Origin of the sequence: Streptomyces sp. NBC_01283 (assembly GCF_041435335.1) — a bacterium.
GTDB lineage: Bacteria > Actinomycetota > Actinomycetes > Streptomycetales > Streptomycetaceae > Streptomyces.
On record NZ_CP108430.1, the window covers coordinates 7,068,164 to 7,092,500 of the forward strand.

The window sequence follows — 24,337 nt, forward strand, 5'->3', positions numbered from 1 at the left end:
TCTGCGAAGGGTTTCTGGCCGGTACCGCTTGGTACCGGCCAGTCTATGGGCGTCACATCCATGGGCGTCACACGCCTTGGCTGACCGAGCTCATGTTGAAGTCGGGGATCCGGAGGGCGGGCATCGCGGCCCGGGTGAACCAGTCGCCCCACTCCCTGGGCAGCGTCTTCTCCGTGCGCCCGGCCTCCGATGCCCGCGACAGCAGGTCCACCGGCGACTCGTTGAAGCGGAAGTTGTTGACCTCGCCCACGACCTCGCCGTTCTCGACGAGATAGACGCCGTCCCGGGTCAGCCCGGTGAGCAGCAGGGTCGCCGGATCGACCTCACGGATGTACCAGAGGCAGGTCAGGAGCAGCCCCCGCTCCGTGCTCGCCACCATCTCCTCCAGGGAGCGGTCGGTGCCGCCGTCCAGGATGAGGTTGTCGATGGCGGGGGCCACCGGCAGGCCGGTCAGGCCCGCGCTGTGCCGGGTGCTGGTCAGATGCGCGAGCTCGCCCGCGCGCACCCAGTCGGTGGCGGCCAGCGGAAGCCCGTTGTCGAAGACGGACGAGTCGCCGCCCGAGGCGTGCGCGAGTACGAAGGGCGCGGACTCCAGACCCGGCTCGTTCGGGTCGCTGCGCAGCGTCAGGGGCAGCTCGGCGAGCCGGTCGCCGACGCGGGTGCCGCCGCCCGGCCTGGAGAACACCGTCCGGCCCTCGGCCGCATCCCTGGCCGACGCCGACCACAGCTGGTAGATCAGCAGGTCGGCCACGGCGGTCGGCGGAAGCAGCGTCTCGTACCGTCCCGCGGGCAGATCGACGCGACGCTGGGCCCAGCCCAGCCGCTTGGCGAGCTCCGCGTCGAGCTCCCCCGGGTCGACGTCCTGGAAGTCCCGGGTCGCACGGCCCGCCCACGCGGACTTCGTGCGGTCGGGGGACTTGGCGTTGAGCTCCAGGGTCCCGTTGGGCTGGTCGTGCCGCAGGCGCAGGCCAGTCGACGTACCGAGGTAGCTCGACACGAGCTCGTGGTTCGCGAAGCCGTACAGCTCACGGCCGCCCGCGCGGGCCCTGGCGAAGGCCTCCCCGAGTGCGGGAGCGAAGTCGTCGAAGACCGCGGAGGACGTCTCGGCGGGCGCGTCCCTGAAGTCCGCGGACTCCTTGCCCCCGGTGACCAGCGGCTGCGCGTCCTCGGCGGGACCCGCCCCGCGCGCGGCGTGCTCGGCGGCGCGGACCAGGGGCTCCAGCTCGGCGGCGGTCACGGCCGAGCGCGAGACGACGCCCGAGGCGGTGCCCTCCTTGCCGTCGACGGTCGCGATGACGGTGAGGGTGCGGCCGCGGGTGACGCCGTTGGTGGTCAGGGCGTTGCCCGCCCAGCGCAGGTTCGCGGTCGAGTGCTCGTCGGCGATGACGACACAGCCGTCGGCGGTGGACAGTCCGAGGGCGCGCTCGACGATCTCGTACGGCTTGCTGTTACGGCTCATCGGCCCGCCTCCTGCGTCGTATTGAGACTGTGCTCTCCCGGGGGGCAACCCCCGGACCCCCGGCCGGTTCCGGGGTTGCCGCCGCTCATCGACCCGCCTCCTGCGTCGTATTGAGGATGTTCACGCCCCGGAACAGGGCCGAGGGGCAGCCGTGCGAGACGGCCGCGACCTGGCCCGGCTGGGCCTTGCCGCAGTTGAAGGCGCCACCGAGCACATACGTCTGCGGGCCGCCGACCGCCGTCATCGAACCCCAGAAGTCGGTGGTCGTCGCCTGGTATGCGACATCGCGCAGCTGACCGGTGATGCGGCCGTTCTCGATGCGGTAGAAGCGCTGCCCGGTGAACTGGAAGTTGTACCGCTGCATGTCGATCGACCACGACCGGTCGCCCACCACGTAGATACCGCGGTCCACGCCCGCGATCAGGTCCTCGGTCGAGAGCCCGCCCGGATCCGGCTGGAGCGACACGTTCGCCATGCGCTGCACCGGCACATGGCCGGGGGAGTCCGCGTAGGCGCAGCCGTTGGAGCGTTCGAAGCCCGTGAGCCTCGCGATGCGCCGGTCCAGCTGGTAGCCCACCAGGGTGCCGTCCTTCACCAGGTCCCAGGACTGCCCGGCCACGCCCTCGTCGTCGTACCCGATGGTCGCCAGGCCGTGCTCGGCCGTCCTGTCGCCCGTCACATTCATGATCGACGAGCCGTACGCGAGCTTGCCGAGCTGGTCGAAGGTGGCGAACGACGTCCCCGCGTACGCCGCTTCGTAACCGAGCGCGCGGTCCAGCTCGGTGGCGTGGCCGATGGACTCGTGGATGGTCAGCCAGAGGTTGGAGGGATCGACGACCAGGTCGTACGAGCCGGCCTCCACGCTCGGCGCCCGCATCTTCTCGGCGAGGTGCTCCGGGATGCGCGCGAGCTCCGCGTCCCAGTCCCAGCCGGTCCCTGTGAGGTACTCCCAGCCGCGCCCGACCGGCGGCGCGACGGTCCGCATCGAGTCGAACTCGCCGCTCGACTCGTCGACCGCGACCGCGGTGAGCTGCGGGTGGAGACGGACCCGCTGCTGCGTGGTCACCGTCCCCGCCGTGTCCGCGTAGAACTTGTTCTCGTGCACGGTGAGCAGCGAGGCGTCGACGTGCGAGACGCCCTCGGCGGCGAGGAGGCGCGCGCTCCACTCGGCGAGGAGACCGCTCTTCTCCTCGTCCGGCACGGAGAAGGGGTCGATCTCGTACGCCGAGACCCATGTCTTGTCGGCGTGCACGGGCTCACCCGCGAGCTCCACCTGCTCGTCCGACCCGGCGGCCTTGATGACTTTGGCCGAAAGCTTGGCCATCGCCACCGCCTGGGAGGCGACCTTGGCCGCCGCGTCCATCGTCAGATCGACGCCCGAGGCGAACCCCCAGGTGCCGCCGTGCACGACACGGACCGCGTAGCCGAGGTCCGTGGTGTCCGAGGTGCCGGCCGGCTTGGCGTCCCGCAGCCGCCAGGACGCGCTGCGCACCCGCTCGAAGCGGAAGTCCGCGTGGTCGGCGCCCAGGGCACGCGCGCGGGCCAGGGCCGCGTCGGCGAGGGCCCTGAGCGGCAGTGCCGTGAAGGCTTCATCGATGGAATGAGGCACGGGTGTCTCCCTGCTGTCGGCACCGGTCGCTCAGATCATGTCGCGCGTGAGGGCCCGGCGGCCAGAGTTTTCTGTAGGGACCCGACAGCGAGTCCGGTACGCCACTGTCGGTCGTCGATTCTCCGTATGGAGCACCGTACCGATAGGTTTTCGAGGTACCAGACCGCTATCGAAAGGGTGATCCGTTGAGCCGCTCGGTTCTCGTCACCGGAGGAAACCGGGGCATCGGCCTCGCCATCGCCCGCGTCTTCGCCGACACCGGCGACAAGGTCGCGATCACCTACCGCTCGGGTGAGCCGCCTCAGGCCCTCACTGAGCTCGGAGTCCTCGCCGTCAAGTGCGACATCACTGACGCCGAGCAGGTGGAGCAGGCCTACAAGGAGATCGAGGAGAAGCACGGTCCGGTCGAGATCCTGGTCGCCAACGCCGGGATCACCAAGGACCAGCTCCTCATGCGGATGTCCGAGGAGGACTTCACGTCCGTCCTCGACACCAACCTCACCGGCACCTTCCGTGTCGTGAAGCGCGCCAACCGCGGCATGCTGCGTGCCAAGAAGGGCCGCGTCGTGCTGATCTCCTCCGTCGTCGGCCTGATGGGCGGCCCGGGGCAGGCGAACTACGCCGCCTCCAAGGCGGGCCTGGTCGGCTTCGCGCGCTCGCTCGCCCGTGAGCTCGGGTCGCGCAACCTCACTTTCAACGTCGTCGCGCCCGGTTTTGTCGACACCGACATGACCAAGGCGCTGACGGACGAGCAGCGGTCGAACATCATGGCCCAGGTCCCGCTCGGCCGTTACGCGCAGCCCGAGGAGATCGCCGCCGCGGTGAAGTTCCTCGCCTCGGACGACGCCTCGTACATCACTGGAGCCGTCATCCCGGTTGACGGCGGATTGGGCATGGGTCACTGATCACCATGAGCGGAATTCTCGACGGCAAGAAGATCCTGATCACGGGCGTTCTGATGGAGTCCTCCATCGCGTTCCACGCGGCCAAGGTCGCGCAGGAGCAGGGCGCCGAGGTCATCCTCACCGCCTTCCCGCGGCCCACGCTCACCGAGCGCATCGCCAAGAAGCTGCCCAAGCCCGCCAAGGTCATCGAGCTCGACGTGACCAATCAGGAGCACCTGGACCGGCTCGCGGGCCTGGTCAAGGACGAGCTCGGCGGCCTCGACGGCGTCGTGCACTCCATCGGCTTCGCGCCGCAGGGCGCCTTCAACTTCCTCGAGGCGAGCTTCGAGGACGTCGCGACGGCGATGCACGTCTCGGCGTTCTCCCTGAAGTCGCTCACCATGGCCTGCCGCCCCCTGATGCCGAACGGCGGCTCCGTCGTGGGGCTGACCTTCGACGCGCAGTTCGCCTGGCCGAAGTACGACTGGATGGGCCCGGCCAAGGCCGCCCTCGAGGCGACCTCGCGCTACCTCGCCCGCGACCTGGGCAAGGAGAACATCCGCTGCAACATGATCTCGGCGGGTCCGATCGGCTCCATGGCAGCCAAGTCCATCCCCGGCTTCGCCGACCTCGCGGACGTCTGGAACACCCGCTCCCCGCTGGACTGGGACATGGCCGACCCGGAGCCCGCGGGCCGCGGCATCGTCGCGCTGCTCTCGGACTTCTTCCCGAAGACGACGGGCGAGATCATCCACGTCGACGGCGGCGTGCACATGATGGGTGCCTGAGCAGGCATTCCGTACGTTTTTGACGCCCCGTCCCCGCGATGCGCGGGAGGCGGGGCGTCACCCGTCCGGCCCACCGGCCGGGCGGGTGAGGGGCAGTGGCGCGCACCCTGAGGTGTGCGCCCGTCATCCCCTGCGGTGCTCGCCGCTCTCACCCTGCTGATCGCCCTGCCGTACGGCGCCGCGTCGCATGCCGCCGGAGAGGCGAAGCCGCCCCACGCGCGCGTGGAGGCCGCCGAACCCCGGCCGTTCGGCTCGGAGTGCCGTACCAGCGTCGAGGGCTCGGACGCGGTCGCGTACTGCCACAACCCCTTCCCCGAGACGGACCGGGTCCGGCTGCACGTGGAGTGCGACCAGTGGTGGGACATCGACAGCGACGGCGTCTCCGTGGAGGCCGGTCCCGCCCAGACGGTGCGGCTGACCGGCCGCTGCTGGAAGGGCGTCCGCTCGGCCTGGGTCAGCCACCAGAAGTGAGGGTCACGGCCGTGCGGGGTCCTCGAAGAGTTCACGGCGGCACATGAAGGGGTAGCCGGCGGCCTCCTTGGCCGCCGCCTCCGCGTCGTGCTCCCGGATCGCGTCGACGAGCCGGGCGTGGTCCATGTGGCTCTCGGGGGTCAGTTCCTCGCCGATGTCCTCGCGCAGCCAGTCGATCATGACCTCGCCGAGGTCCGCGTACATCGCCGTCATCGCGTCGTTGTGGGACGCGGCCACGACGGCCAGGTGGAAGGTCGCGTCGGCCGCGACGAAAGCCTCCGCGTCACCCGATGCCCAGGCCTCCTCGCGGCGCTCCAGAAGGGCGTCCAGCTGTTTGAGGTCGCGCTCCGTGCGCCGCTGCGCCGCCAGTTTCGCCGCGCTCGACTCCAGCGTGGAGCGCAGCTCCGCGATGTGCCGCGGATCCGTCTCGGCGAACCTGCGCTGCATCACGCCTGCCAGCTCGCTCGTCGCGACCACATAGGTGCCCGATCCCTGGCGGATGTCGAGGAGGCCGTTGTGCGCGAGGGCGCGGACCGCCTCCCGGACGGTGTTGCGCGCCACCCCCAGCTGCTCGACCAGCTCGGGCTCGGTGGGGATGCGGGAGCCGACCGGCCACTCTCCCGAAGAGATCTGGTTACGCAGCTCGGCGATGACCTGTTCGGAGAGCGCTGAGCGGTGAGGGGTGGTCAGCGGCATGACGTTCCTTCGTGCGCGAGGTGACGGGCGGGGCGGGTGCGGTGCGGTGCGGGACGAGGTTACGGAAGATGTGACGCGTTCGGATTGGACAGCCAATCATCCCATGATTCTATGATGGCCCCATGGCTAGTGAGGAAACCAGGACGATGACACCGACACCGACTCCGACGACACCGGTACGCACCGAAGCGGCGCACGAGGCAGCGGAGAAACAGCCCCCCACGCGCGCGTGGGCGACGCGTCTCGTCATGGTCGGCATCGTCCTCGCCGCCCTCAACCTCCGTCCGGGCATCACCAGCCTCGGCTCCCTCCTCGAAGAGGTGCGTGACGGCCTCGGCATGAGCGGCACGCTCGCCGGGCTCCTCACCTCCGTCCCGCCGCTCTGCTTCGCGGTCTTCGGAGTGATGGCACCGCGGCTCGCCCGCCGGTTCGGCCCCAGCGCGGTGGTCTGCGCGGGCATGGTCGCCATCGCCACGGGCCTGGCGATCCGCCCGTTCCTGGGCGGCACCGTCGGCTTCCTCGCCGCGAGCGCGCTCGCCCTGATGGGCATCGCGGTCAGCAACGTCCTGATGCCGGTGATCGTCAAGCGCTGGTTCCCCGACCGGGTCGGCTCGATGACCGGGCTCTACTCGATGGCGCTCGCGCTCGGCACCTCGCTGGCCGCGGCCGTCACGGTGCCCATGACCGACGCGCTGGGCGGCAGTTGGCAGTCCGGGCTCGCGGTGTGGGCGGCGCTCGCCGTCGCCGCCGTCGTGCCGTGGGTGCCGCTCGTGCGGGACCGCGGCGTGGCCTCGGCCGCCCCGGAGCACGTCAGCTCCGAGGTGCGCCAGGAGGACGCGGGGCTGCGCATCACGCGCAGCCGTACGGCGTGGGCGCTCGCCGTATTCTTCGGTCTCCAGGCCACCGCCGCGTACATCACGATGGGCTGGATGCCGCAGATCTTCCGCGACGCCGGGGTCCCCGCGGGGGAGGCAGGCGTGCTCCTCGCCGTCATCATGGCGATGGGCGTGCCGCTGGCCTTCGTCATCCCCCGGGTCGCCACCCGGCTGCCGAACCAGGGCCCCGTGGTGGTCGTGCTCGGCGCCTGCGGTCTCGCCGGATACGCGGGCCTCTACCTCGCCCCCGCGGGCGGCGCCTGGGTGTGGGCCGTGCTGCTCGGCGTCTCCAACTGTGCCTTCCCGCTGGCCCTCACGATGGTCGGCATGCGGGCCAAGAGCAGCGTGGGCGTCGCCAAGCTGTCGGCCTTCGCGCAGAGCACGGGCTACCTGATCTCGATCCCGGGCCCGCTCCTGGTGGGCGTGCTCTACCAGCACAGCGGCGGCTGGGGGCTGCCGATCGCGCTCATGGCGGGCCTGATGGTGCCGCAGATCGTGGTGGGCATCCTGGCGGGCCGCAACCGCACGGTGGAGGACGAGGTCGCGGCGGCTGCCTGACCCCGGCGGAGAGCCCTCGGACAAAGGGTGCGAGACTCTCCCCATGCCAGTGCTCGACCCGAACCCCCAGAACGGCCAGAAGAAGCTGCTCATCGTGCTCGGCGCGATGCTGGCCATCACCGTGATCATCGGCATCATCGCTGCCATCGCCTCGCCGTGAACTGACCCCGGCGGGGCCGATGGTGGGCCCAAGGTGGGGTTAGCACCACCATCCCTTAGGGGGCCAGTGTCAGGGTCAAGTGGGTGGATCACCGGATGTGCTGAGGGTCGCCGGATCCGTACCTTCGAGATGTGGCCGCGAGGACGCGGCACAGAGGACTCGAAGACCACGGAGGCGGCATGTCGGCCCGTTCGCACACCCGGCGCGACCTGGGAGCCACCAAGGACTCCGCGAGCGTCGAGATCCAGCTTCCGTGGTGGGCGATCGCCCTCCCCGCCATCGCCTTCGCGGCCCTGCTCCTGCTGATACTGAACCCGGCCGACGCCCACGCGACGACCGGCGAGCCGGCGGTCACGCACATGCTCGAACGCATCCAGGAGACCGTGTTCCGTACGGCCCCGTGACCTGCCCCGGATGGACGCCGTCACCCGTGGCGGGGGAGCAGGCCAACTCCCTGCGCCCACTGGCGGGTTTCATGCGAAGCTGGGACGCATGAGCGTCGCAGAACCCCGCAGGATTGTCCTTTTCCGGCATGCGAAGGCCGACTGGCCGCAGGTGACCGACCATGAGCGGCCCCTCGCGGAGCGCGGCCGCAAGGATGCCCCCGTCGCCGGGCGCAAGCTGGCCGACAGTGGCATCCCCTTCGATCTGGCCCTCTGCTCGACCGCCGCCAGGACCCGCGAGACATGGAAGCTCGCCGTCCATGAGCTGCCGCAGAGGCCCAAGACCATCTACGAGGAGCGGCTGTACGAAGCCTCTCCGGGCGAGCTGATCGCCGTGCTGAACGAAACTCCGGACGACGTGCGGGACATCGTGCTGATCGGCCACAACCCCGGAGTGCAGGGGCTCGCCGACGTCCTCGCGGGTGACGCCGAGGGCGACGCGCGTACGCGGATGAACCGCCGCGGCTTCCCGACCTCGGCCTTCGCCGTCCTGACGTACTCCGGCTCGTGGAAGGCCCTGGAGCCGGGGGTCGCCACCCTCGTCGACTACTGGGCACCTTCCGAGTAAACCCTGACGCGGATGCACCGATGGCCCCCGTACCGCTGCGGTGCGGGGGCCATCGGTGTATGACGTGCCGTGTGTGACGCGGCGAAGAAGCCGTCGGGCCGGCCTCAGTCGGTGTGCGTGTCCGCGGCCTCGACCTCTTCGCGGGTGACACCGAGGAGATAGAGGACGGTGTCGAGGAAGGGGACGTTCACCGCGGTGTGCGCGGCCTCGCGGACGACGGGCTTGGCGTTGAAGGCGACACCGAGACCGGCCGCGTTCAGCATGTCGAGGTCATTGGCGCCGTCGCCGATCGCGACGGTCTGCTCCAGCGGGACCCCGGCCTCCTCGGCGAAGCGGCGCAGCAGCCGGGCCTTGCCCGCGCGGTCCACGATCTCGCCGGTCACCTTGCCGGTGAGCCTGCCGTCGACGATCTCCAGGGTGTTGGCCTGGGCGAAGTCGAGGCCGAGACGTTCCTTCAGATCATCGGTCACCTGGGTGAACCCACCCGACACGACGCCCACTTGGTAGCCGAGGCGCTTGAGCGTACGGATGAGGGTGCGGGCGCCCGGGGTGAGGCGGACCTCGGTGCGGACCTTCTCGACGACCGAGGCGTCGAGCCCCGCGAGGAGTTCCACGCGGGCGTGCAGCGACTGCTCGAAGTCCAGTTCGCCGCGCATCGCGGCCTCGGTCACCTCGGCGACCTTGTCCTCGCAGCCGGCGTGCGCCGCGAAGAGTTCGATCACCTCGTCCTGGATGAGGGTCGAGTCGACGTCCATCACGATGAGCCGCTGGGCGCGGCGGTGCAGACCCGCCGCGACGACGGCCACGTCCACGCCGAGCTTCGCCGCCTCCAGGGCGAGGGCGGTGCGCAGCGGCTCGGTCTCCGTGCCGGACACGGCGAACTCCACCGCGGTGACCGGGTACTTGGCGAGCCGGAAGATGCGGTCGATGTTGCCGCCGGTCGCGGTGATGCTGGCGGCGATGGCGGCGGTCGACTCGGCGGTCAGGGGGTGGCCGAGCACGGTGACGTGCGAACGGCCGAGGCCACGCGGGCGGTTGTCACCGATGCCCGAGATGATCTCGGCCTGCATCTTCAGGGACTCGGCCCAGCTGTGCACGGTGGACCGCAGGTCGCCCTCCAGGCCGGCGGGCGGCTCGGTCACGAGCGCGCACAGCACTATGCGGCCACGGGTGACGACCTGCTCGATGTCGACGACGTCGACGGAGTAGGCGGCAAGGGTGTCGAAGAGGCCTGCGGTGATTCCGGGACGGTCCTTGCCGAAGATCTTGACGAGGAGCGTGGGGACATCGGCGGGCTGCGGGGGCTGCGAAGCGCTCATGGTGTGCCCACGGTATCCGGCGGCCCGCGGGGGCGTGCCGCCGGTCCGCTTGGCGGACACGGGTTCGGATGTGCCGGCCCTCCTTTACCGCCCGTTCCCGCCCCGAGGCCCCCGCCCCGGCGGCGGCGGTGGTGGCGGAGGAGGCGGCGGCCAGTCGCCTCCGTTGCCCGAGGAGCGGGGGCGCGGCTTCGGGTGCGGGGGAGGAGTGACCGGCCCGACCACAGTCGGCGCACCGGACACATCACGCGGCGGCCGGAGGTAGGGGTTGGTGTCAGGGTTCGCGGGCCGGAAGGGCGCGCTGGGACTGTACGGCCCCGCAGCACCGGGCTGTCCCGCAGTATCGGGCCTCCCCGCCCCGCCAGGCTGCCCCGGAGCCGGAGCACCCGGAGCACCCGGAGCACCCGGAGCACCCGGAGCACCCGGAGCACCCGGAGCACCCGCAGTCCCAGGCACTCCCGCGCCCCCCTCAGGCGATGCCGTCCCCCCAGCCGCCCCCGCGACGCGAGCCAGCGGTGACACCCGGCCCCCCGCGGCACCGCTCGCCACCGCGAGCAACGCCCCCACCGCTCCGGCCCCGGCACCCCAGGCCGCACCGAGGAGCACGGCCATCCCCAGCTGTCCGTGCAGCTCGATCCCCGCGCCGAACGCGTCGAAGCCGAGCACCGACAGCGAGGCGTCCGCGGAGACCCCCGTCAGCCACACCATCAACGGCAGCGCGAGCGCCGTCACCACGCCGAGCCGCACCGCGCACCGCCCCGCGAACTTCAGGGCGCCCGTCCCACCACGTAAATAGGGAGTGCGGACAGCCGTGAGCACCCCCGCGAAAAGGATCATCAGCGCCGCCGCGACGCCGAGGAGCCACACCCTGCTGTCGAGTTCCGCGAGCCGTCCCAGCGTCACCGCCTCGTTCTCCGAGCCGCCCGACCCCATCAGAAGGTCGTCCAGCGGATCCGGCAGGAGCTTCGCCAGCTCGCCCGTCGCCTCGCCGTCCCACGGCACGAAGAGCCCGATCGGCACCCCGAGCCACACCCCGTTCGGCGCCCCGAGCAGCGCGGCGCCCGCGATCCGCTTGGGATGGGCGTCGCCGATCATCGCGTACAGCGCCGCCGCGAGCCCGGCGAGCACCGCCACGAGCGCCACCGCGACCATCGCGGACGCGGCAGGACGCACCACGCGGTGCACGGCGTCCCACCCGCGCGGCAGCGGCGTACGACGGGATGCGAGCAGCGCGATCAGCAGCACGCCGATCACCCACACCGCGCCCCCGAGCAGCGTCGAACCCGTGTCCACGGTGAAGCCGACCGCCGCCTTCGCCTTGGCGAGATCGCCGAGCCGGTCGGGCAGCAGCCCGCCGAGGTCACCGAGCCCGCCGGGAAGTTTGTCCGTGATGCCGTCCGGGAGCTGGCCGAGCCCCTTGTCGATGCCCTTGTCGATCCCCAGCTGGTCACCGTCGATCGTGATGATGTCGTGACCCGCCCACGCGAGGCCGCCGAGCATCGCGAGAAAGAGGACGATCACCGCACCCGCGCGCGCCGCCAGTTCGGCGGGCGAGATCACAACTCCCGCCGCGCGCAAGGAGCGTAGGAAAAAATACGCAAGGAGGATCGCCCCCGCGAGCCCGACGCCCAGCGGCGCGATGTCGATCGCGGTGGTCGCCTCGGCGCCGTCGAGCCCGAACGCCGACACGTCACCGGACGGAGTGACCGAGCCGCCCGCGCCGAGCGCCACCACGGCGGCCGTCATCGGCCCCAGCGACGCCGCCGCGTCCGCGCCGAGGAGGTGCAGGCCGAGCGCCGCCGTGCCGGCCATGCCGACCAGAGCCCAGCTCACGGCGGCGATGGCGGAGAGCAGCACATCGCCCCACCGCACGCCGCCCCGGCCTTCGACACTGTTCCCGCCGGTCTCCATCAGGACCCCCCGACTCGCACCGCGTAGCCCGTTTCATACGGGATGTGCGCAATGCGCATGATCCGTATGCACTCATGGGCGGTTACTACTCTCCGGGGCGGTTTCTGCCCCGTCAACGGGGCGGTCATGGAGGCCCGTACGCAGTCTTCACAAGGCCCGACTTTCGGTCAGAGGCCTCCGCCTGAAATAGTTCCTCCCGATGTTCGACATCCCTAGACTCCCCATATGGGGGCTAGCTCGGGGGACAACTCAGTGGGGCTGGAGTGCCGGAACTCGTACTGGAATTGAATGGAAGGACCTGGACGCTCGATCCGTCCAGGTCATACACCCTCGGACGTGATCCGCAGGGAGATCTCGCGCTTGACGACGCCAGGGTGTCCTGGCGTCACGCCACGATCAGCTGGAGCGGCCGCAGTTGGGTCATCGAGGACCACGGCAGCACCAATGGCACCTTTGTGCAGGGCCAGCGGATCCACCAGATGGAAATCGGCCCCGGCTCGGCGGTGAACCTCGGCAACGCGACCGACGGCCCGCGGCTGAACGTGTCCGGCAGCGCGTCCGGCGCCGCCGTCTCCGCGCCGCAGCAGGCCGCCCATCAGGCACCGGCCCATCAGGCGCCGCAACACCAGGCACCGCAGCACCACGCGCAGCAGCAGGGTGGTCCCGGCTGGGCCGCCGAGCCTCCTCAGCAGCAGGCGCCGCAGTACCAGGCGCAGCAGCAGATGCCCCAGCAGCAGGGCTGGCCGCAGCCGCAGCAGGCCGCTCAGCACCAGCACCCGCAGCAGCCGCAGGTCCCGCAGCAGCAGGGTCCCGGTGCGGGTTCCGGCGGTGTCGCGGGGGCCCCGCCGGTCTACGGTGACCGCAGCCCGACGACGTTCCACCAGCTCTCGCTCGGCCGCAAGATGCGCATCGGCCGCGCGCTGGAGAACGAACTGGTCGTCTCCGACCTCCAGGTCTCGCGGCACCACGCCGAGTTCACGGCCACCCCGGACGGCCGCTTCGAGATCCACGACCTGGGCTCGCACAACGGCACGTACATCAACGGTCAGCCGGTCGCGAAGTCGGGCACGGCCCTCATCGGCCCGAACGACATCGTCAGCGTCGGCCACTCGACGTTCCGGCTCGTCGGTGACCGGCTCGAGGAGTTCGTCGACACCGGTGAGATCTCCTTCTCCGCCCGCCACCTCACGGTGACGGTCGACGGCGGCAAGGACATCCTCAAGGACGTCTCCTTCGGCGTCCCGGAGAAGTCGCTCATCGCGGTCATCGGCCCCTCGGGCTCCGGAAAGTCCACCCTGCTCAAGGCGCTCACCGGCTACCGGCCCGCCAACAAGGGTGACGTCCTCTACGACAACCGGAACCTCTACAAGCAGTTCGCCGAGCTGCGCCAGCGCATCGGTCTGGTCCCGCAGGACGACATCCTGCACAAGGAACTGACCGTCAAGAAGGCCCTCAAGTACGCGGCCAAGCTCCGCTTCCCCTCGGACACCAGCGAGCAGGAGCGCGAGCAGCGCATAGACGAGGTCCTGCGCGAGCTGAAGCTGGACATCCACAAGGAGAAGAAGGTCACCTCCCTCTCCGGTGGCCAGCGCAAGCGCGTCTCGGTGGCCCTCGAGCTGCTCACCAAGCCGTCGCTGATCTTCCTGGACGAGCCCACATCCGGCCTCGACCCGGGCATGGACCGCGACGTCATGCAGCTGCTGCGCGGCCTCGCCGACGACGGCCGCACGGTCCTGGTCGTCACGCACTCGGTCGCCGAGCTGGCGATCTGCGACAAGCTCCTGGTGATGGCGCCGGGCGGTTCGGTCGCGTACTTCGGTCCGCCGGAGGAAGCGCTCAACTTCTTCGGCTACCAGACGTGGGCGGACGTCTTCTCGGCCTTCGAGAACTACCGAGACTACGACTGGGCGGGCCGCTGGAAGGGCTCGCAGCACTACCAGATGTACGCCGCCGACATCGACGCCGTGGCCGCGCAGTCGGTCCACATGCCGCCGCCGCAGGCGATCAGGCCGCCCAAGCCGCAGGGCTGGGGCTCGCAGCTGTGGACCCTGATCCGCCGCTACACCTCGGTGATCGCCTCCGACAAGGGCTTCCTCGGCCTGATGGTGATCCTGCCCGCGGTCCTCGGCATCGTCAGCGTCGTCATCCCGGCCGAATTCGGGCTCGGCCCGCCCAAGCCGCCGGTCAAGTTCAACGGCGACGCGGGAACGATCATGCTGATCCTCGCGGTCGGCATGTGCTTCTCGGGCGCGGCCAACTCCGTACGTGAGCTGATCAAGGAACGGGTCATCTACGAACGGGAGCGGGCCACCGGCCTCTCCCGCTCGGCGTACCTGATGTCCAAGGTCATCGTCCTCGGCCTGATCACGGCCTTCCAGGGCGTCATCATCTGCGGCATCGGCTTCGCCACGCGTGATCTCCCGGCAGAGGGCCTGATCATGCCTCCGGCCGTCGAGATCTGCCTGGTCATCATCGCCCTGGGCTTCACCTCGATGATGTTCGGCCTGGTCATCTCCTCGCTGGTGAAGACCGCCGAGAAGACCATGCCGCTCCTGGTGATGTTCGCGATCGTCCAGGTCGTCTTCACCGGCGTGCTCTTCCAGGTCTACGGCTCGCCGGGCCTGGAGCAGTTCGCCTGGCTGATGCCCTCGCGCTGGGCCATCGCCGGTGCGGGCTCCACGCTGGACCTCGCGCACCTCATGCCGCCGTGGGACCCGAAGAAGCCGGGCGACCTCGACCCGCTGTGGGAGCACTCGGCCGGGCAGTGGGGCATGAACATCACGATCCTGCTCCTGATCGGCGTCGCCTGCGGCTTCGCGGTCGCACGGCTGCTTCGCCGTCACGAGCCCGAGGTCATGCGCAAGTAAGCAGGCCGGCACCACCGGCCGAGCACGACGAGAAGGGCGGCACCCCGTGCGGGGTGCCGCCCTTCGGCGTCTGCAGAGCCTCGGTGAAGAGGTCCGTTGATCAGGAGATCAGGCTCAGTAGGCGCTGTTCACGTTGTCCATCGAGCCGTAGCGGTCGGCCGCGTAGTTGGCCGCGGCCGTGATGTTGGCGACCGGGTCGTAGATGTTCGTGGACGTGCCCTCGACGTGGTACGCGTTGAACGTCGGCTGGATGACCTGGAGCAGGCCCACGGACGGGGTGCCGTTGATGGCGTTGATGTCCCAGCCGTTCTTGGCGTTCGGGTCGCCCGCGGACTCACGGATGATGTTGCGGTGCAGGCCCTCGTAGGAACCGGGGATGCCCTTGGCCTTCATGATGTCCAGGGACTGGCGGATCCAGCCGTCGAGGTTGTTGGCGTAGACCGGCTTGCGCGCGGCGGCACGGCTCGCGGCTTCCTTGGCCTTGCGCTCGTCCTCGGCCTTCTTCTTGGCCGCGGCCTCCTCGTCGGCCCGCTTCTTCGCGGCGGCGTCGGCCTCGGCCTTCGCCTTCGCGGCGGCTGCGTCCTTGGCCTGCTTGTCGGCGGTGTTCCGCTGCTTGATGACACCGGCGTGGACGGCCTGCTGGGCGTCCACGTTCTGCTTGAAGGCCACCGGGGCGGCCTCCAGGCTCTGGGTCTCGGTTCCTGCATCGGCGCTGCCCGGCACGAGGGAGAACGCGAGGGCGGCGGCACCGAGCGTGGCGACACCGGCGATCGAGAACTTCTGGGTCTTGGTCGGCGCGGGGCGACTATGACCAGGGGTGCTGTGCTTGGACATGCGGATGGACCTCTTCGAAATCGCGGAGGTCGCTCTGGCCGGCGGGGACATTTGCTTATCCGGCACAAACGCCGCGGTGCGAGACCGCGGCGCCGAGCGACGGGTGCAATTCTTAGCGGCCGCAAAATTCTGAGGCAAAGGTGTGACATACGATGCCGGATAGTGGATCAGGGGGCGTGCCGCATGCTCCGACGGCAGCGCATCCCATGCCCATAAAGGACTTTCTTATCCACTAGGGGACTTCGTACGTGATGCACGTCCTATGCGCGGGCTCACATCGACCACGTAACAACCTCACCGGCAGTTGCCGTCGCAATTCCCTGCGTGAGCAAACTCCTCCGGAAGTAGGAGATGCGTGTCGCCGAACTCGTGCCAGAGGTAGAGACGGCGTACCGCCTCCGTATAACCCCGGTCCACGGCGGCCCGGCCCGCGACCGCCTCCAGCATCAGCAGATGCGAGGCCTGCGGCTCGTGCAGCCCCGTGAGCAGCCCGTCGAGCGCGAGCTCATCGAGCCGTACGAGAGGCTCCGCGCCCAGCGCGCTCGCGTTGTTCACCAGCAGATCGAGACCGCCAAGCCCACGCGCCGTGGCCACCAGAGCCGCCCGGTGCCCGGCCTCCGTCACATCCCCGGCGACGGCCTCCACGCGCGCGCCGCGCCCTGCCGGCTCCCGTGCGGACTCCTTCAGCGCGTCGGCCGTTCTCGCGTCGAGCAACAGGTCCCAGCCCCGCTCGGCGAGCGCCGCCCCCAGCGCGCGCCCCAGTCCCTTCGAAGCCCCGTGGTGATCGCTACCGCACCAGCCCCCGGCGCCTCATGCGCGGGCCGCAACGGCTCAGGGCCCTTCGGCCTACGCCCACGGCCCTAGGCGGTGGCCGCCACAGGTCCGATACGCACTGTCACACCCCGCCGGTACGGTGAGGCCATGAGTCAAGGTCCCCGGTCCGGCCTGAACGCGGTGAGCTCCGCGCTTCTCGCCATGAGCAGGCAGCTGGAGGTGCGCGACGTCCTCAAGACGATCGTCGCCTCGGCCCGCGAGCTGCTCGACGCGGAGTATGCGGCGCTCGGCGTTCCGGACGACCACGGCGGGTTCGCCCAGTTCGTCGTCGACGGCGTGAGCGAGGAGCAGTGGCGTGCCATCGGCCCGCTGCCCCGCCAGCACGGCATCCTCGCCGCGATGCTGCACAAGGCCGAGCCCGAGCGCCTCGCCGACGTGCGCAAGGACCCGCGCTTCGAGGGCTGGCCGTCCGCCCACCCGGACATGTCCGACTTCCTCGGCCTGCCGATCCGGTACGGGGACGAGACGCTCGGCGCGCTCTTCCTCGCCAACAAGAACTGCCCCAAGCCCGAAGGCGGTTGCGGCTTCACCGCCGACGACGAAGAGCTGCTGTCGATCCTCGCCCAGCACGCCGCGATCGCCCTCACGAACGCCCGCCTCTACGAACGCAGCCGCGAGCTGACCATCGCCGAGGAGCGCTCGCGCCTCGCCCACGAACTGCACGACGCCGTGAGCCAGAAGCTGTTCTCGCTGCGCCTGACGGCGCAGGCCGCGGCCGCCCTGGTGGACCGCGATCCCACGCGCGCCAAGGGCGAACTCCAGCAGGTCGCCGTGCTCGCGGCCGAGGCGGCGGACGAACTGCGCGCCGCCGTCGTGGAGTTGCGCCCCGCGGCCCTGGACGAGGACGGCCTGGTGGCCACCTTGCGCACGCACACGCAGGTCCTGGACCGCGCGCACTCCGCCGAGGTCACCTTCGAGAGCCATGCGGTCCGCGCCCTGCCCGCGGCCCAGGAGGAAGCGATGCTGCGTGTCGCCCAGGAAGCGCTGCACAATGCCTTGCGCCACTCCGGCGCCGAGCGCGTCTGCGTGACCCTTGCGCGGCGTGGAGCCGGGGCGGTGCTGCGCGTCTCGGACGACGGGAGCGGCTTCGACCCGCGCGCGATCCGGCGCGCGGGGCGGCACTTGGGCCTGGTCTCCATACGGGACAGGGCCGGCGGGGTCGGCGGACGGCTGACCGTGGAATCGGAGCCCGGAAAGGGCACGACGATCGAGATGGAGGTTCCCGGTGGCTGACGCTGTGTTCCATCCGAAGACGGGGATCCGGGTGCTGTTGGTCGACGACCACCAGGTGGTCCGCCGCGGTCTGCGCACGTTCCTTGAGGTGCAGGACGACATCGAGGTCGTGGGCGAGGCGTCGGATGGCGCCGAAGGGGTCGAGCAGGCCGAGAAGCTGAAGCCGGACGTCGTCCTCATGGACGTCAAGATGCCGGGCATGGACGGCGTCGAGGCGCTGCGCAAGCTCCGCGAACTGGCCAACCCCGCGCGCGTGCTCATCGTCACCAGCTTCACCGAGCAGCGCACGGTCGTCCCTGCCCTGCGCGCGGGCGCCGCCGGGTACGTCTACAAGGACGTGGACCCGGACGCCCTGGCGGGCGCCATCCGCTCCGTGCACGCGGGCCATGTGCTGCTCCAGCCCGAGGTGGCGGGTGCGCTGCTCTCCCAGGAGGTCAACACCGGGCAGGGGAGGGGCGGTTCGCTCACCGAGCGGGAGCGTGAGGTCCTGGGGCTCATCGCCGACGGCCGCTCGAACCGCGAGATCGCGCGCGCCCTCGTGCTCTCCGAGAAGACCGTCAAGACCCACGTCTCGAACATCCTGATGAAGCTGGACCTCGCCGACCGCACCCAGGCCGCCCTGTGGGCCGTACGACATGGTGTGACCGGCTGATTAGCGTTTCTGCACACTCCGTCAACCGGCGGACCGGAACGTCGTGTTCCGGGCTGAGATTCATACCGTCGTGTCAATGTCCCCCGTTTGGCGCAACCTGTGCGCCGCCGGGCCGTTCTCCAGTGCATGCTGCGGCGGCTGGCCGCAGCGATCGCTAGGAGGATCCAGAAGTGAAGAACCTGAAGAAGGCCGCTGCTGTCACGATGGTGGCGGGTGGCCTCGTCGTCGCCGGTGCCGGTCTCGCCTCCGCCACGGACGGTGCGCACGCGAACGGCAAGGCCGTGAAGTCGCCGGGCGTCGGCTCGGGCAACCTCGTCCAGGCGCCGGTGCACATCCCCGTGAACGCCGTGGGCAACACCGTCTCCGTCATCGGCGCCCTCAACCCGGCCTTCGCGAACAACGGCCTCAACGCCTGACGCACGCCCCAGGCGCAGCAGTGACCACCGGCCCCCCGGGAATTCCCGGGGGGCCGGTCCAGTGCTTACCCCTCCCGCTCCCGGTCCTCCACGTAAGCGTTGTACGCGGCCACCTGCGCCCGCCGGGCCGTCCGTTCCACCGGCCGCAGCGCCGCACCCCGCGCCGCCATCTCCGAGGCGCTCACGGCCCCGCCGTGGCCGTTCTCGTACGCCACCGAGATCAGCAGGCCGACCCGCTGGGCCAGCTCCAACACCCGTACGGCGCGCGGCGGGTATCCGGGCGCCAGCGCCTCGCGCCCCCGCTCGGCCCGCGCCCGGTACGCGTCCACCGCGGCCTCGGCGACCGGACCCGAGCCCGCGACGTCGAGCCGCGACAGCACCTCCGTCGCATCTCGCAGCGCCTCGGCCAGCTCGCGCTCCGCCTCGCCCAGCGAGGGCACATCGGCCGGCGGTGCCTCCCGTACGGGCAGGCAGTGCCAGAGGACCTCCACGTGCACATCACCGGCGGGCCCGGCCTCGGACACCTCGGGCACCAGGCCGTACGGCGCGCCGTGGGCGACGACCGCCTCCTCCGCGTCCAGGGCACGCGCGTTGAAGGCGGGCGGCCCGCTCAGGCCGAGCGGATGCCCCGGCGCGGGCAGCGCGACCCGCAGCCCGGTCACCCCGAGCGTGCGCAACCGTCCGAGGGCGAGCGTGAGACCGACGGGCCCCGACTCGCCGGGGAGACCTTCGACGCGGTGCACGGCGTCGTCGCCGACCATCGCGAGCACCGCGTCATCCGGCGAGACAAGTCCGGCAAGAAGGGCATTTCCCCATGCTGCCAAGCGTCCTGAGCGTGGTTCCGAGAGCATGCGTACAGCCTAAGGACCGGGCTAAGGACTGGAGCGCTCGGCCGGTGGCGTAGGTTTTCTCCCAGGGGACTGCGTCCACAGGCGCAAGCGACAGCCGAGACTGCAATGGGAGACAACGCGCTCATGAGCGATGTACTGGAGCTGGAGGACGTATCCGTGGTCCGCGAGGGCCGGGCTCTGGTGGACCAGGTCTCCTGGTCGGTCAAGGAGGGTGAGCGCTGGGTCATCCTCGGACCGAACGGCGCGGGCAAGACCACCCTCCTGAACGTCGCGTCCAGCTACCTCTACCCGAGCACCGGAACCGCCACCATCCTCGGCGAGACCCTCGGCAGGCCAGGCACCGACGTCTTCGAACTGCGCCCGCGCATCGGCGTCGCCGGCATCGCCATGGCCGAGAAGCTGCCCAAGGGCCAGACGGTCCTCCAGACGGTGCTCACGGCCGCGTACGGCATGACCGCCGGCTGGCACGAGGACTACGAGGACGTCGACGAGCAGCGCGCCCGCGCCTTCCTCGACCGCCTCGGCATGACCGACTACCTGGACCGCAAGTTCGGCACCCTCTCCGAGGGAGAGCGCAAGCGCACCCTGATCGCGCGCGCCCTGATGACCGACCCCGAACTGCTCCTCCTGGACGAGCCCGCCGCGGGCCTCGACCTCGGCGGCCGCGAAGACCTCGTACGCCGCCTCGGCCGCCTCGCCCGCGATCCGATCGCCCCCTCGATGATCATGGTCACGCACCACGTCGAGGAGATCGCCCCCGGCTTCACCCACGTCCTCATGATCCGCCAGGGCAAGATCATGGCCGCGGGCCCGCTGGAGCTCGAACTGACCTCCCGCAACCTCTCCCTCTGCTTCGGACTGCCCCTGGTGGTCGAGGAGCGCGGCGAGCGCTGGAGCGCGCAGGGCCTCCCGCTCGGCTGACACCGGCGCGAACGGCCCGTCCCGCGCCCGCCGGTAGATCACGTGCCCTGTGCGGGACGGTCCCGCGGTCCTACCATGACCATGTGGACATCGACGCATGGGTGTGGTGGCTGATCGGCGCCGCCGCGCTCGGAATCCCGCTCGTACTGACCGCCATGCCGGAGCTCGGCATGCTCTCCGTGGGCGCCGTCGCGGGCGCCGTGACCGCGGGCCTCGGCGGCGACTCGGTGCTCCAAGTCGTCGTCTTCGCCGCGGTGTCGGTCGCGCTCATCGCGGTCGTCCGGCCGGTGGCGGCGAGACAGCGCGCCCAACGCCCCGAACTGGTCTCGGGGGTGGAGGCGCTCAAGGGCAGGACGGCCGTCGTCCTGGAACGGGTCGACGCCTCCGGCGGCCGGATCAAGCTCGCCGGGGAGATCTGGTCGGCCCGCGCGCTCGACACCGCCCAGAGCTACGAGGCGGGACGCGAGGTGGATGTCGTCGAGATCGACGGAGCGACGGCCATCGTCATGTGAACGGCCATCGTCATGTGAATGCACCACGGGCCGTGCGGCGGTCTGTCAGACTCGACGAGCAAGATCTTCGCCGACCCGCGTCCGGGCTCTGCGGATCTTCAGGGAACACCGAGGCAAGAGGGGTACGGGGAACAACGATGCAGCCAATCATCATCGTCCTGATCATTCTGGTGGTGCTGGTCTTCATCGCCCTGATCAAGACGATCCAGGTGATCCCACAGGCCAGCGCGGCGATCGTCGAACGCTTCGGCCGCTACACCCGCACACTGAACGCGGGCCTGAACATCGTCGTCCCGTTCATCGACTCGATCCGCAACCGCATCGACCTCCGTGAACAGGTCGTCCCGTTCCCACCCCAGCCGGTGATCACCCAGGACAACCTCGTGGTGAACATCGACACCGTCATCTACTACCAGGTGACCGACGCCCGCGCCGCGACGTACGAAGTCGCCAGCTACATCCAGGCGATCGAGCAGCTCACCGTCACCACCCTGCGCAACATCATCGGTGGCATGGACCTGGAGCGGACCCTGACCTCCCGCGAGGAGATCAACGCCGCGCTGCGTGGCGTCCTCGACGAGGCCACCGGCAAGTGGGGCATCCGCGTCAACCGCGTCGAGCTCAAGGCGATCGAGCCGCCGACCTCCATCCAGGACTCGATGGAGAAGCAGATGCGCGCCGACCGCGACAAGCGCGCCGCGATCCTCCAGGCCGAAGGTGTACGGCAGTCGGAGATCCTGCGCGCCGAGGGCGAGAAGCAGTCCGCGATCCTGCGCGCCGAAGGTGAGGCCAAGGCCGCCGCCCTGCGCGCCGAGGGCGAGGCCCAGGCGATCCGCACGGTCTTCGAGTCCATCCACGCCGGAGACCCGGACCAGAAGCTCCTCTCGTACCAGTACCTCCAGATGCTCCCGAAGATCGCCGAGGGCGACGCGAACAAGCTCTGGATCGTGCCCAGCGAGATCGGCGACGCCCTCAAGGGCCTCGGCGGTGCGCTCGGCAACTTCAACCCCATGGGCGGTGGTTCGGGCAGCGCCCCCAAGGAGCGCCGCGAGCAGCCCCCGATCGACTGACGGCTGACGCGAGAAACCCGCGCCCCTCAGGGGCGCGGGCAACCGCGCGCTCAGCGGCTAAGCGGCGGGCGTCGCCAGCCACTCCGGCAGGGCCGCCCATTCGTCCCGGCCGAGCGCCAGCAACATCGCATCCGCGGGCGTCGGCTCGAACGGCTGCCGCAGCAACGGCATCCCGGCCTCCTCCGGCGTACGGTCCGCCTTGCGGTGATTGTCCATCGCACACGAAGCGACCGTGTTCAGCCACGAGTCCCTGCCGCCCTGCGCCCGCGGCACCACGTGGTCCACGGTCGTCGCCCGCCTTCCGCAGTACGCGCACCTGTGCTGGTCCCGCACGAGAACACCCCTCCGCGACCACGGAGCCTGTCTTCGGAAGGGCACCCGTACATACCTGCAGAGCCTGATCACCCGAGGCACCGGTATCTCGACCGCCGCCGCGCGCACACGGAGTCCGGGGTGGGCCTGCTCGACGACGGCCTTGTCGTTGAGGACCAGCACGACGGCACGGTTGAGCGTCACCGTCGACAGGGGCTCGAAGCTCGCGTTCAGCACCAGCGTGTCCCGCATTTCGCCCACCTCCCGTATGCACACCGACCCACCCCCTGGCGGGCTGGGATCAACTCTGGCCGGGCACGCCGAGATGGACAACGCAATAAAAAATGCCCGCCCCTGATCACTTCCATGACCAGGGGCGGGCAAACGTTCAGTGAACGCTCAGCTACCCGCGGGAGCCGCGTACTCGGCGAGCACCTGCGCGCGCCCGAGCGTGTGGAACCGGAGATTGAATCCGATGACGGCGGGCGAAGCATCGGAGTCCGGGCCGAGCTTCTCCGTGTCCACCGCGTACACGGTGAACACATAACGGTGTGCCGGGTCACCGGGCGGCGGCGCGGCGCCGCCGAACTCCTTCGTCCCGTAGTCGTTGCGCACCTGCACCGCGCCCTCGGGGAGCCCCTCGAACTTGCCGCTGCCCGCACCGGTGGGCAGTTCGGTCACCGACACCGGGATGTCGATGACGGACCAGTGCCAGAACCCGCTGCCCGTGGGCGCGTCCGGGTCGAAGCACGTCACGGCGAAGCTCTTGGTCTCCGGCGGAAAGCCTTCCCACCGCAGATGCGGTGAGGTGTTCCCGGCCGCATGGACCTGAGCGTCCTTAAGGACCGCACCCGGTTCGAAGTCCTCGCTCACGACCGTGAACGACGGCACGGGCGGGTGGAAGTCATGGGGAAGCGGCGGCCTCTTGAGCTCGGTCACGTCGGCACCTCCTGGTTGGTTCCTGCTCGGCGGCAGCTCTACGGCTCTGCTCTCCCGAGCCTAGAACCAGTTGCGCTTGCTGCCGACCTGGGACAGCCACTCATTGAGGTACGCCGCCCAGTCCGTGCCCTGGAAGTCGTTCAGCCCCACCTTGAACGACCGGAACGAGTCGCTGCCCTCACTGAAGAGGCCCGGCTTCTTGTCCATCTCCAGGATGACGTCCATCTCACGGTCGTCGGCCACGAAGCTCAGCTCGACCTGGTTGAGCCCGCGATACTGCTGCGGCGGGAAGAACTCGATCTCCTGGTAGAACGGCAGCTTCTGCCGCGTGCCGCGGATGTGACCGCGTTCCATGTCCGCACTCTTGAAGCGGAAGCCCAGCTGGATGAAGGCGTCCAGGATGGCCTGCTGCGCCGGCAGCGGGTGCACGTTGATCGGGTCCAGGTCACCGGAGTCCACGGCCCGCGCGATCTCGAGCTCCGTGGTCACACCGATGTTCATCCCGCGCAGCTGCTGCCCGTCGATGGAGGTGACCGGCGTCTCCCAGGGGATCTCAAGCCCGAACGGCACCGCGTGCACCTGGCCCGCCTGCAGCGTGAAGGCCCCACCGAGCCGCAGCTTGGTGAACTCGATGTCCTGCTTCGTCTCCTGGTCGTTGCCCTCGACCTCGACCCGCGCCTGCAGACCGACGGACAGGCCCTCGATCTCCTGGTCCACGGACCCGCCCTGGATCCGCACCTCACCCTGCACGACACCACCCGGTACGACGTTGACCTCGGTCAGCACCGTCTCCACCGACGCACCGCCGGCACCCAGGCTCGCAAGCAGCTTCTTGAACCCCATGACTCTCCTCCCCAGGCCCCGCCTGTGGTTCGACTCGACTTGAATCCTTGATCCATACAAACGCGGTGAACCCACGTCCGGTTCCGCGTCCTCACCCTGGCAATCCGGCCGGCAGGTGACCACCCACCGGTCCGGACCGTCTCCAGTACGCTCGGACGGCATGATCGAGGCCCCTGACCGTACGCCCCTCAGCCATGACTTCTTCGAGCGCCCTGTCCTCGAAGTCGCCCCTGATCTGCTGGGCCGTGTGCTCGTACGCACCTCACCCGATGGTCCGATCGAGCTCCGCCTGACAGAGGTCGAGGCCTACGCGGG

25 protein-coding genes and 1 pseudogene (1 of these 26 only partly in view) are annotated in these 24,337 nt (G+C 70.1%); 15 read left to right on the forward strand and 11 right to left on the reverse strand.

Features of this window, described 5'->3' with window-relative positions:
* Positions 1–67: 67 nt before the first annotated feature.
* Together OG302_RS32035 and OG302_RS32040 are read right to left on the reverse strand one after the other, a co-directional pair.
* Positions 68–1,459: a metallopeptidase TldD-related protein gene (locus OG302_RS32035; protein WP_371529951.1), complete on the reverse strand. Its 1,392-nt coding sequence runs from the start codon at positions 1,457–1,459 to the stop codon at positions 68–70.
* Positions 1,460–1,544: 85 nt separating this feature from the next.
* Positions 1,545–3,068 carry a TldD/PmbA family protein gene (locus tag OG302_RS32040; RefSeq protein WP_371529952.1) on the reverse strand — a complete coding sequence of 508 codons (1,524 nt, stop codon included), beginning with the start codon at positions 3,066–3,068 and terminating at the stop codon, positions 1,545–1,547.
* Positions 3,069–3,253: 185 nt separating this feature from the next.
* Here OG302_RS32040 and fabG point away from each other — a divergent pair, with 185 nt between their 5' ends.
* The 3 genes from fabG to OG302_RS32055 all read left to right on the forward strand — a co-directional run bounded on the left by fabG (position 3,254) and on the right by OG302_RS32055 (position 5,211).
* The gene (gene fabG, locus OG302_RS32045) at positions 3,254–3,973 is read left to right on the forward strand and encodes a 3-oxoacyl-[acyl-carrier-protein] reductase (protein WP_371529953.1); all 720 of its coding nucleotides are present in this window, start codon (positions 3,254–3,256) and stop codon (positions 3,971–3,973) included.
* Positions 3,974–3,978: 5 nt separating this feature from the next.
* The gene (gene fabI / locus OG302_RS32050; RefSeq protein ID WP_371529954.1) at positions 3,979–4,740 is read left to right on the forward strand and encodes an enoyl-ACP reductase FabI; all 762 of its coding nucleotides are present in this window, start codon (positions 3,979–3,981) and stop codon (positions 4,738–4,740) included.
* A 114-nt stretch (positions 4,741–4,854) separates the two neighbouring features.
* Positions 4,855–5,211, forward strand: a complete 357-nt coding sequence (locus OG302_RS32055) for a hypothetical protein (protein WP_371529955.1) — start codon at positions 4,855–4,857, stop codon at positions 5,209–5,211.
* A 3-nt stretch (positions 5,212–5,214) separates the two neighbouring features.
* Here the strand turns inward: OG302_RS32055 and OG302_RS32060 are convergent, their stop codons facing one another.
* On the reverse strand, positions 5,215–5,907 hold the full coding sequence (locus OG302_RS32060; protein ID WP_371529956.1) for a FadR/GntR family transcriptional regulator: 693 nt from the start codon (positions 5,905–5,907) through the stop codon (positions 5,215–5,217).
* A 122-nt stretch (positions 5,908–6,029) separates the two neighbouring features.
* Between OG302_RS32060 and OG302_RS32065 the strand changes: the two genes are divergently transcribed.
* The 4 genes from OG302_RS32065 to OG302_RS32080 all read left to right on the forward strand — a co-directional run bounded on the left by OG302_RS32065 (position 6,030) and on the right by OG302_RS32080 (position 8,511).
* Positions 6,030–7,340 carry a CynX/NimT family MFS transporter gene (locus tag OG302_RS32065; protein WP_371529957.1) on the forward strand — a complete coding sequence of 437 codons (1,311 nt, stop codon included), beginning with the start codon at positions 6,030–6,032 and terminating at the stop codon, positions 7,338–7,340.
* 43 nt (positions 7,341–7,383) lie between these two features.
* Positions 7,384–7,500, forward strand: a complete 117-nt coding sequence (locus OG302_RS32070) for an SGM_5486 family transporter-associated protein (RefSeq protein ID WP_358585867.1) — start codon at positions 7,384–7,386, stop codon at positions 7,498–7,500.
* Positions 7,501–7,679: 179 nt separating this feature from the next.
* Positions 7,680–7,904, forward strand: coding sequence for a hypothetical protein (locus OG302_RS32075; protein WP_371529958.1), 225 nt, complete (start codon positions 7,680–7,682; stop codon positions 7,902–7,904).
* A gap of 88 nt (positions 7,905–7,992) precedes the next feature.
* A complete protein-coding gene (locus OG302_RS32080) occupies positions 7,993–8,511 on the forward strand; it encodes a histidine phosphatase family protein (RefSeq protein ID WP_371529959.1) in 519 nt (172 codons plus the stop codon).
* Positions 8,512–8,615: 104 nt separating this feature from the next.
* Here OG302_RS32080 and serB read toward each other — a convergent pair whose 3' ends face one another.
* Both serB and OG302_RS32090 read right to left on the reverse strand, forming a co-directional pair.
* Positions 8,616–9,830 (reverse strand): phosphoserine phosphatase SerB, encoded by a 1,215-nt coding sequence (gene serB, locus OG302_RS32085; protein ID WP_371529960.1) that lies wholly within the window; start codon positions 9,828–9,830, stop codon positions 8,616–8,618.
* An 84-nt stretch (positions 9,831–9,914) separates the two neighbouring features.
* The gene (locus OG302_RS32090) at positions 9,915–11,738 is read right to left on the reverse strand and encodes a streptophobe family protein (RefSeq protein ID WP_371529961.1); all 1,824 of its coding nucleotides are present in this window, start codon (positions 11,736–11,738) and stop codon (positions 9,915–9,917) included.
* 263 nt (positions 11,739–12,001) lie between these two features.
* Here OG302_RS32090 and OG302_RS32095 point away from each other — a divergent pair, with 263 nt between their 5' ends.
* Complete coding sequence (locus tag OG302_RS32095) at positions 12,002–14,605, forward strand: FHA domain-containing protein (protein WP_371529962.1); 2,604 nt, start codon at positions 12,002–12,004, stop codon at positions 14,603–14,605.
* 114 nt (positions 14,606–14,719) lie between these two features.
* On the opposite strand, the gene OG302_RS32100 is transcribed toward OG302_RS32095, so the two are convergent.
* Both OG302_RS32100 and OG302_RS32105 read right to left on the reverse strand, forming a co-directional pair.
* Entirely contained in the window at positions 14,720–15,439 is a 720-nt protein-coding gene (locus OG302_RS32100; RefSeq protein WP_371529963.1) for a transglycosylase SLT domain-containing protein, read from the reverse strand.
* A gap of 390 nt (positions 15,440–15,829) precedes the next feature.
* Positions 15,830–16,201: pseudogene (locus tag OG302_RS32105) on the reverse strand (SDR family NAD(P)-dependent oxidoreductase); the annotation flags it as partial.
* A gap of 159 nt (positions 16,202–16,360) precedes the next feature.
* Between OG302_RS32105 and OG302_RS32110 the strand changes: the two are divergent.
* The 3 genes from OG302_RS32110 to OG302_RS32120 all read left to right on the forward strand — a co-directional run bounded on the left by OG302_RS32110 (position 16,361) and on the right by OG302_RS32120 (position 18,574).
* Entirely contained in the window at positions 16,361–17,506 is a 1,146-nt protein-coding gene (locus OG302_RS32110; protein WP_371529964.1) for a GAF domain-containing sensor histidine kinase, read from the forward strand.
* On the forward strand, positions 17,499–18,158 hold the full coding sequence (locus OG302_RS32115) for a response regulator transcription factor (RefSeq protein ID WP_361826046.1): 660 nt from the start codon (positions 17,499–17,501) through the stop codon (positions 18,156–18,158). Before OG302_RS32110 ends, OG302_RS32115 begins: the two co-directional genes overlap by 8 nt.
* Before the next feature lie 170 nt (positions 18,159–18,328).
* Positions 18,329–18,574: a chaplin gene (locus tag OG302_RS32120; protein WP_371529965.1), complete on the forward strand. Its 246-nt coding sequence runs from the start codon at positions 18,329–18,331 to the stop codon at positions 18,572–18,574.
* A 65-nt stretch (positions 18,575–18,639) separates the two neighbouring features.
* Here OG302_RS32120 and OG302_RS32125 read toward each other — a convergent pair whose 3' ends face one another.
* The gene (locus OG302_RS32125; protein WP_371529966.1) at positions 18,640–19,425 is read right to left on the reverse strand and encodes a hypothetical protein; all 786 of its coding nucleotides are present in this window, start codon (positions 19,423–19,425) and stop codon (positions 18,640–18,642) included.
* Positions 19,426–19,548: 123 nt separating this feature from the next.
* Here OG302_RS32125 and OG302_RS32130 point away from each other — a divergent pair, with 123 nt between their 5' ends.
* The 3 genes from OG302_RS32130 (at position 19,549) to OG302_RS32140 (ending at position 21,928) form a co-directional block, all read left to right on the forward strand.
* The gene (locus OG302_RS32130; RefSeq protein WP_361826038.1) at positions 19,549–20,346 is read left to right on the forward strand and encodes an ABC transporter ATP-binding protein; all 798 of its coding nucleotides are present in this window, start codon (positions 19,549–19,551) and stop codon (positions 20,344–20,346) included.
* An 83-nt stretch (positions 20,347–20,429) separates the two neighbouring features.
* Entirely contained in the window at positions 20,430–20,858 is a 429-nt protein-coding gene (locus OG302_RS32135; protein WP_371529967.1) for an NfeD family protein, read from the forward strand.
* Positions 20,859–20,995: 137 nt separating this feature from the next.
* A complete protein-coding gene (locus OG302_RS32140) occupies positions 20,996–21,928 on the forward strand; it encodes an SPFH domain-containing protein (RefSeq protein ID WP_361826033.1) in 933 nt (310 codons plus the stop codon).
* A gap of 57 nt (positions 21,929–21,985) precedes the next feature.
* On the opposite strand, the gene OG302_RS32145 is transcribed toward OG302_RS32140, so the two are convergent.
* The 3 genes from OG302_RS32145 to OG302_RS32155 form a co-directional block, all read right to left on the reverse strand.
* Positions 21,986–22,492: an HNH endonuclease gene (locus OG302_RS32145; protein ID WP_371529968.1), complete on the reverse strand. Its 507-nt coding sequence runs from the start codon at positions 22,490–22,492 to the stop codon at positions 21,986–21,988.
* A 147-nt stretch (positions 22,493–22,639) separates the two neighbouring features.
* Positions 22,640–23,179, reverse strand: coding sequence for a YbhB/YbcL family Raf kinase inhibitor-like protein (locus OG302_RS32150; RefSeq protein ID WP_361826027.1), 540 nt, complete (start codon positions 23,177–23,179; stop codon positions 22,640–22,642).
* Between the two features lie 60 nt (positions 23,180–23,239).
* Positions 23,240–24,022, reverse strand: a complete 783-nt coding sequence (locus tag OG302_RS32155) for a sporulation protein (protein WP_361826024.1) — start codon at positions 24,020–24,022, stop codon at positions 23,240–23,242.
* Between the two features lie 160 nt (positions 24,023–24,182).
* Here OG302_RS32155 and OG302_RS32160 point away from each other — a divergent pair, with 160 nt between their 5' ends.
* Positions 24,183–24,337: the beginning of a DNA-3-methyladenine glycosylase gene (locus OG302_RS32160; protein WP_371529969.1), read on the forward strand. 487 nt of this gene lie beyond the right edge of the window; only the first 155 of its 642 coding nucleotides appear in the window; it begins with the start codon at positions 24,183–24,185; its stop codon lies beyond the right edge, outside the window.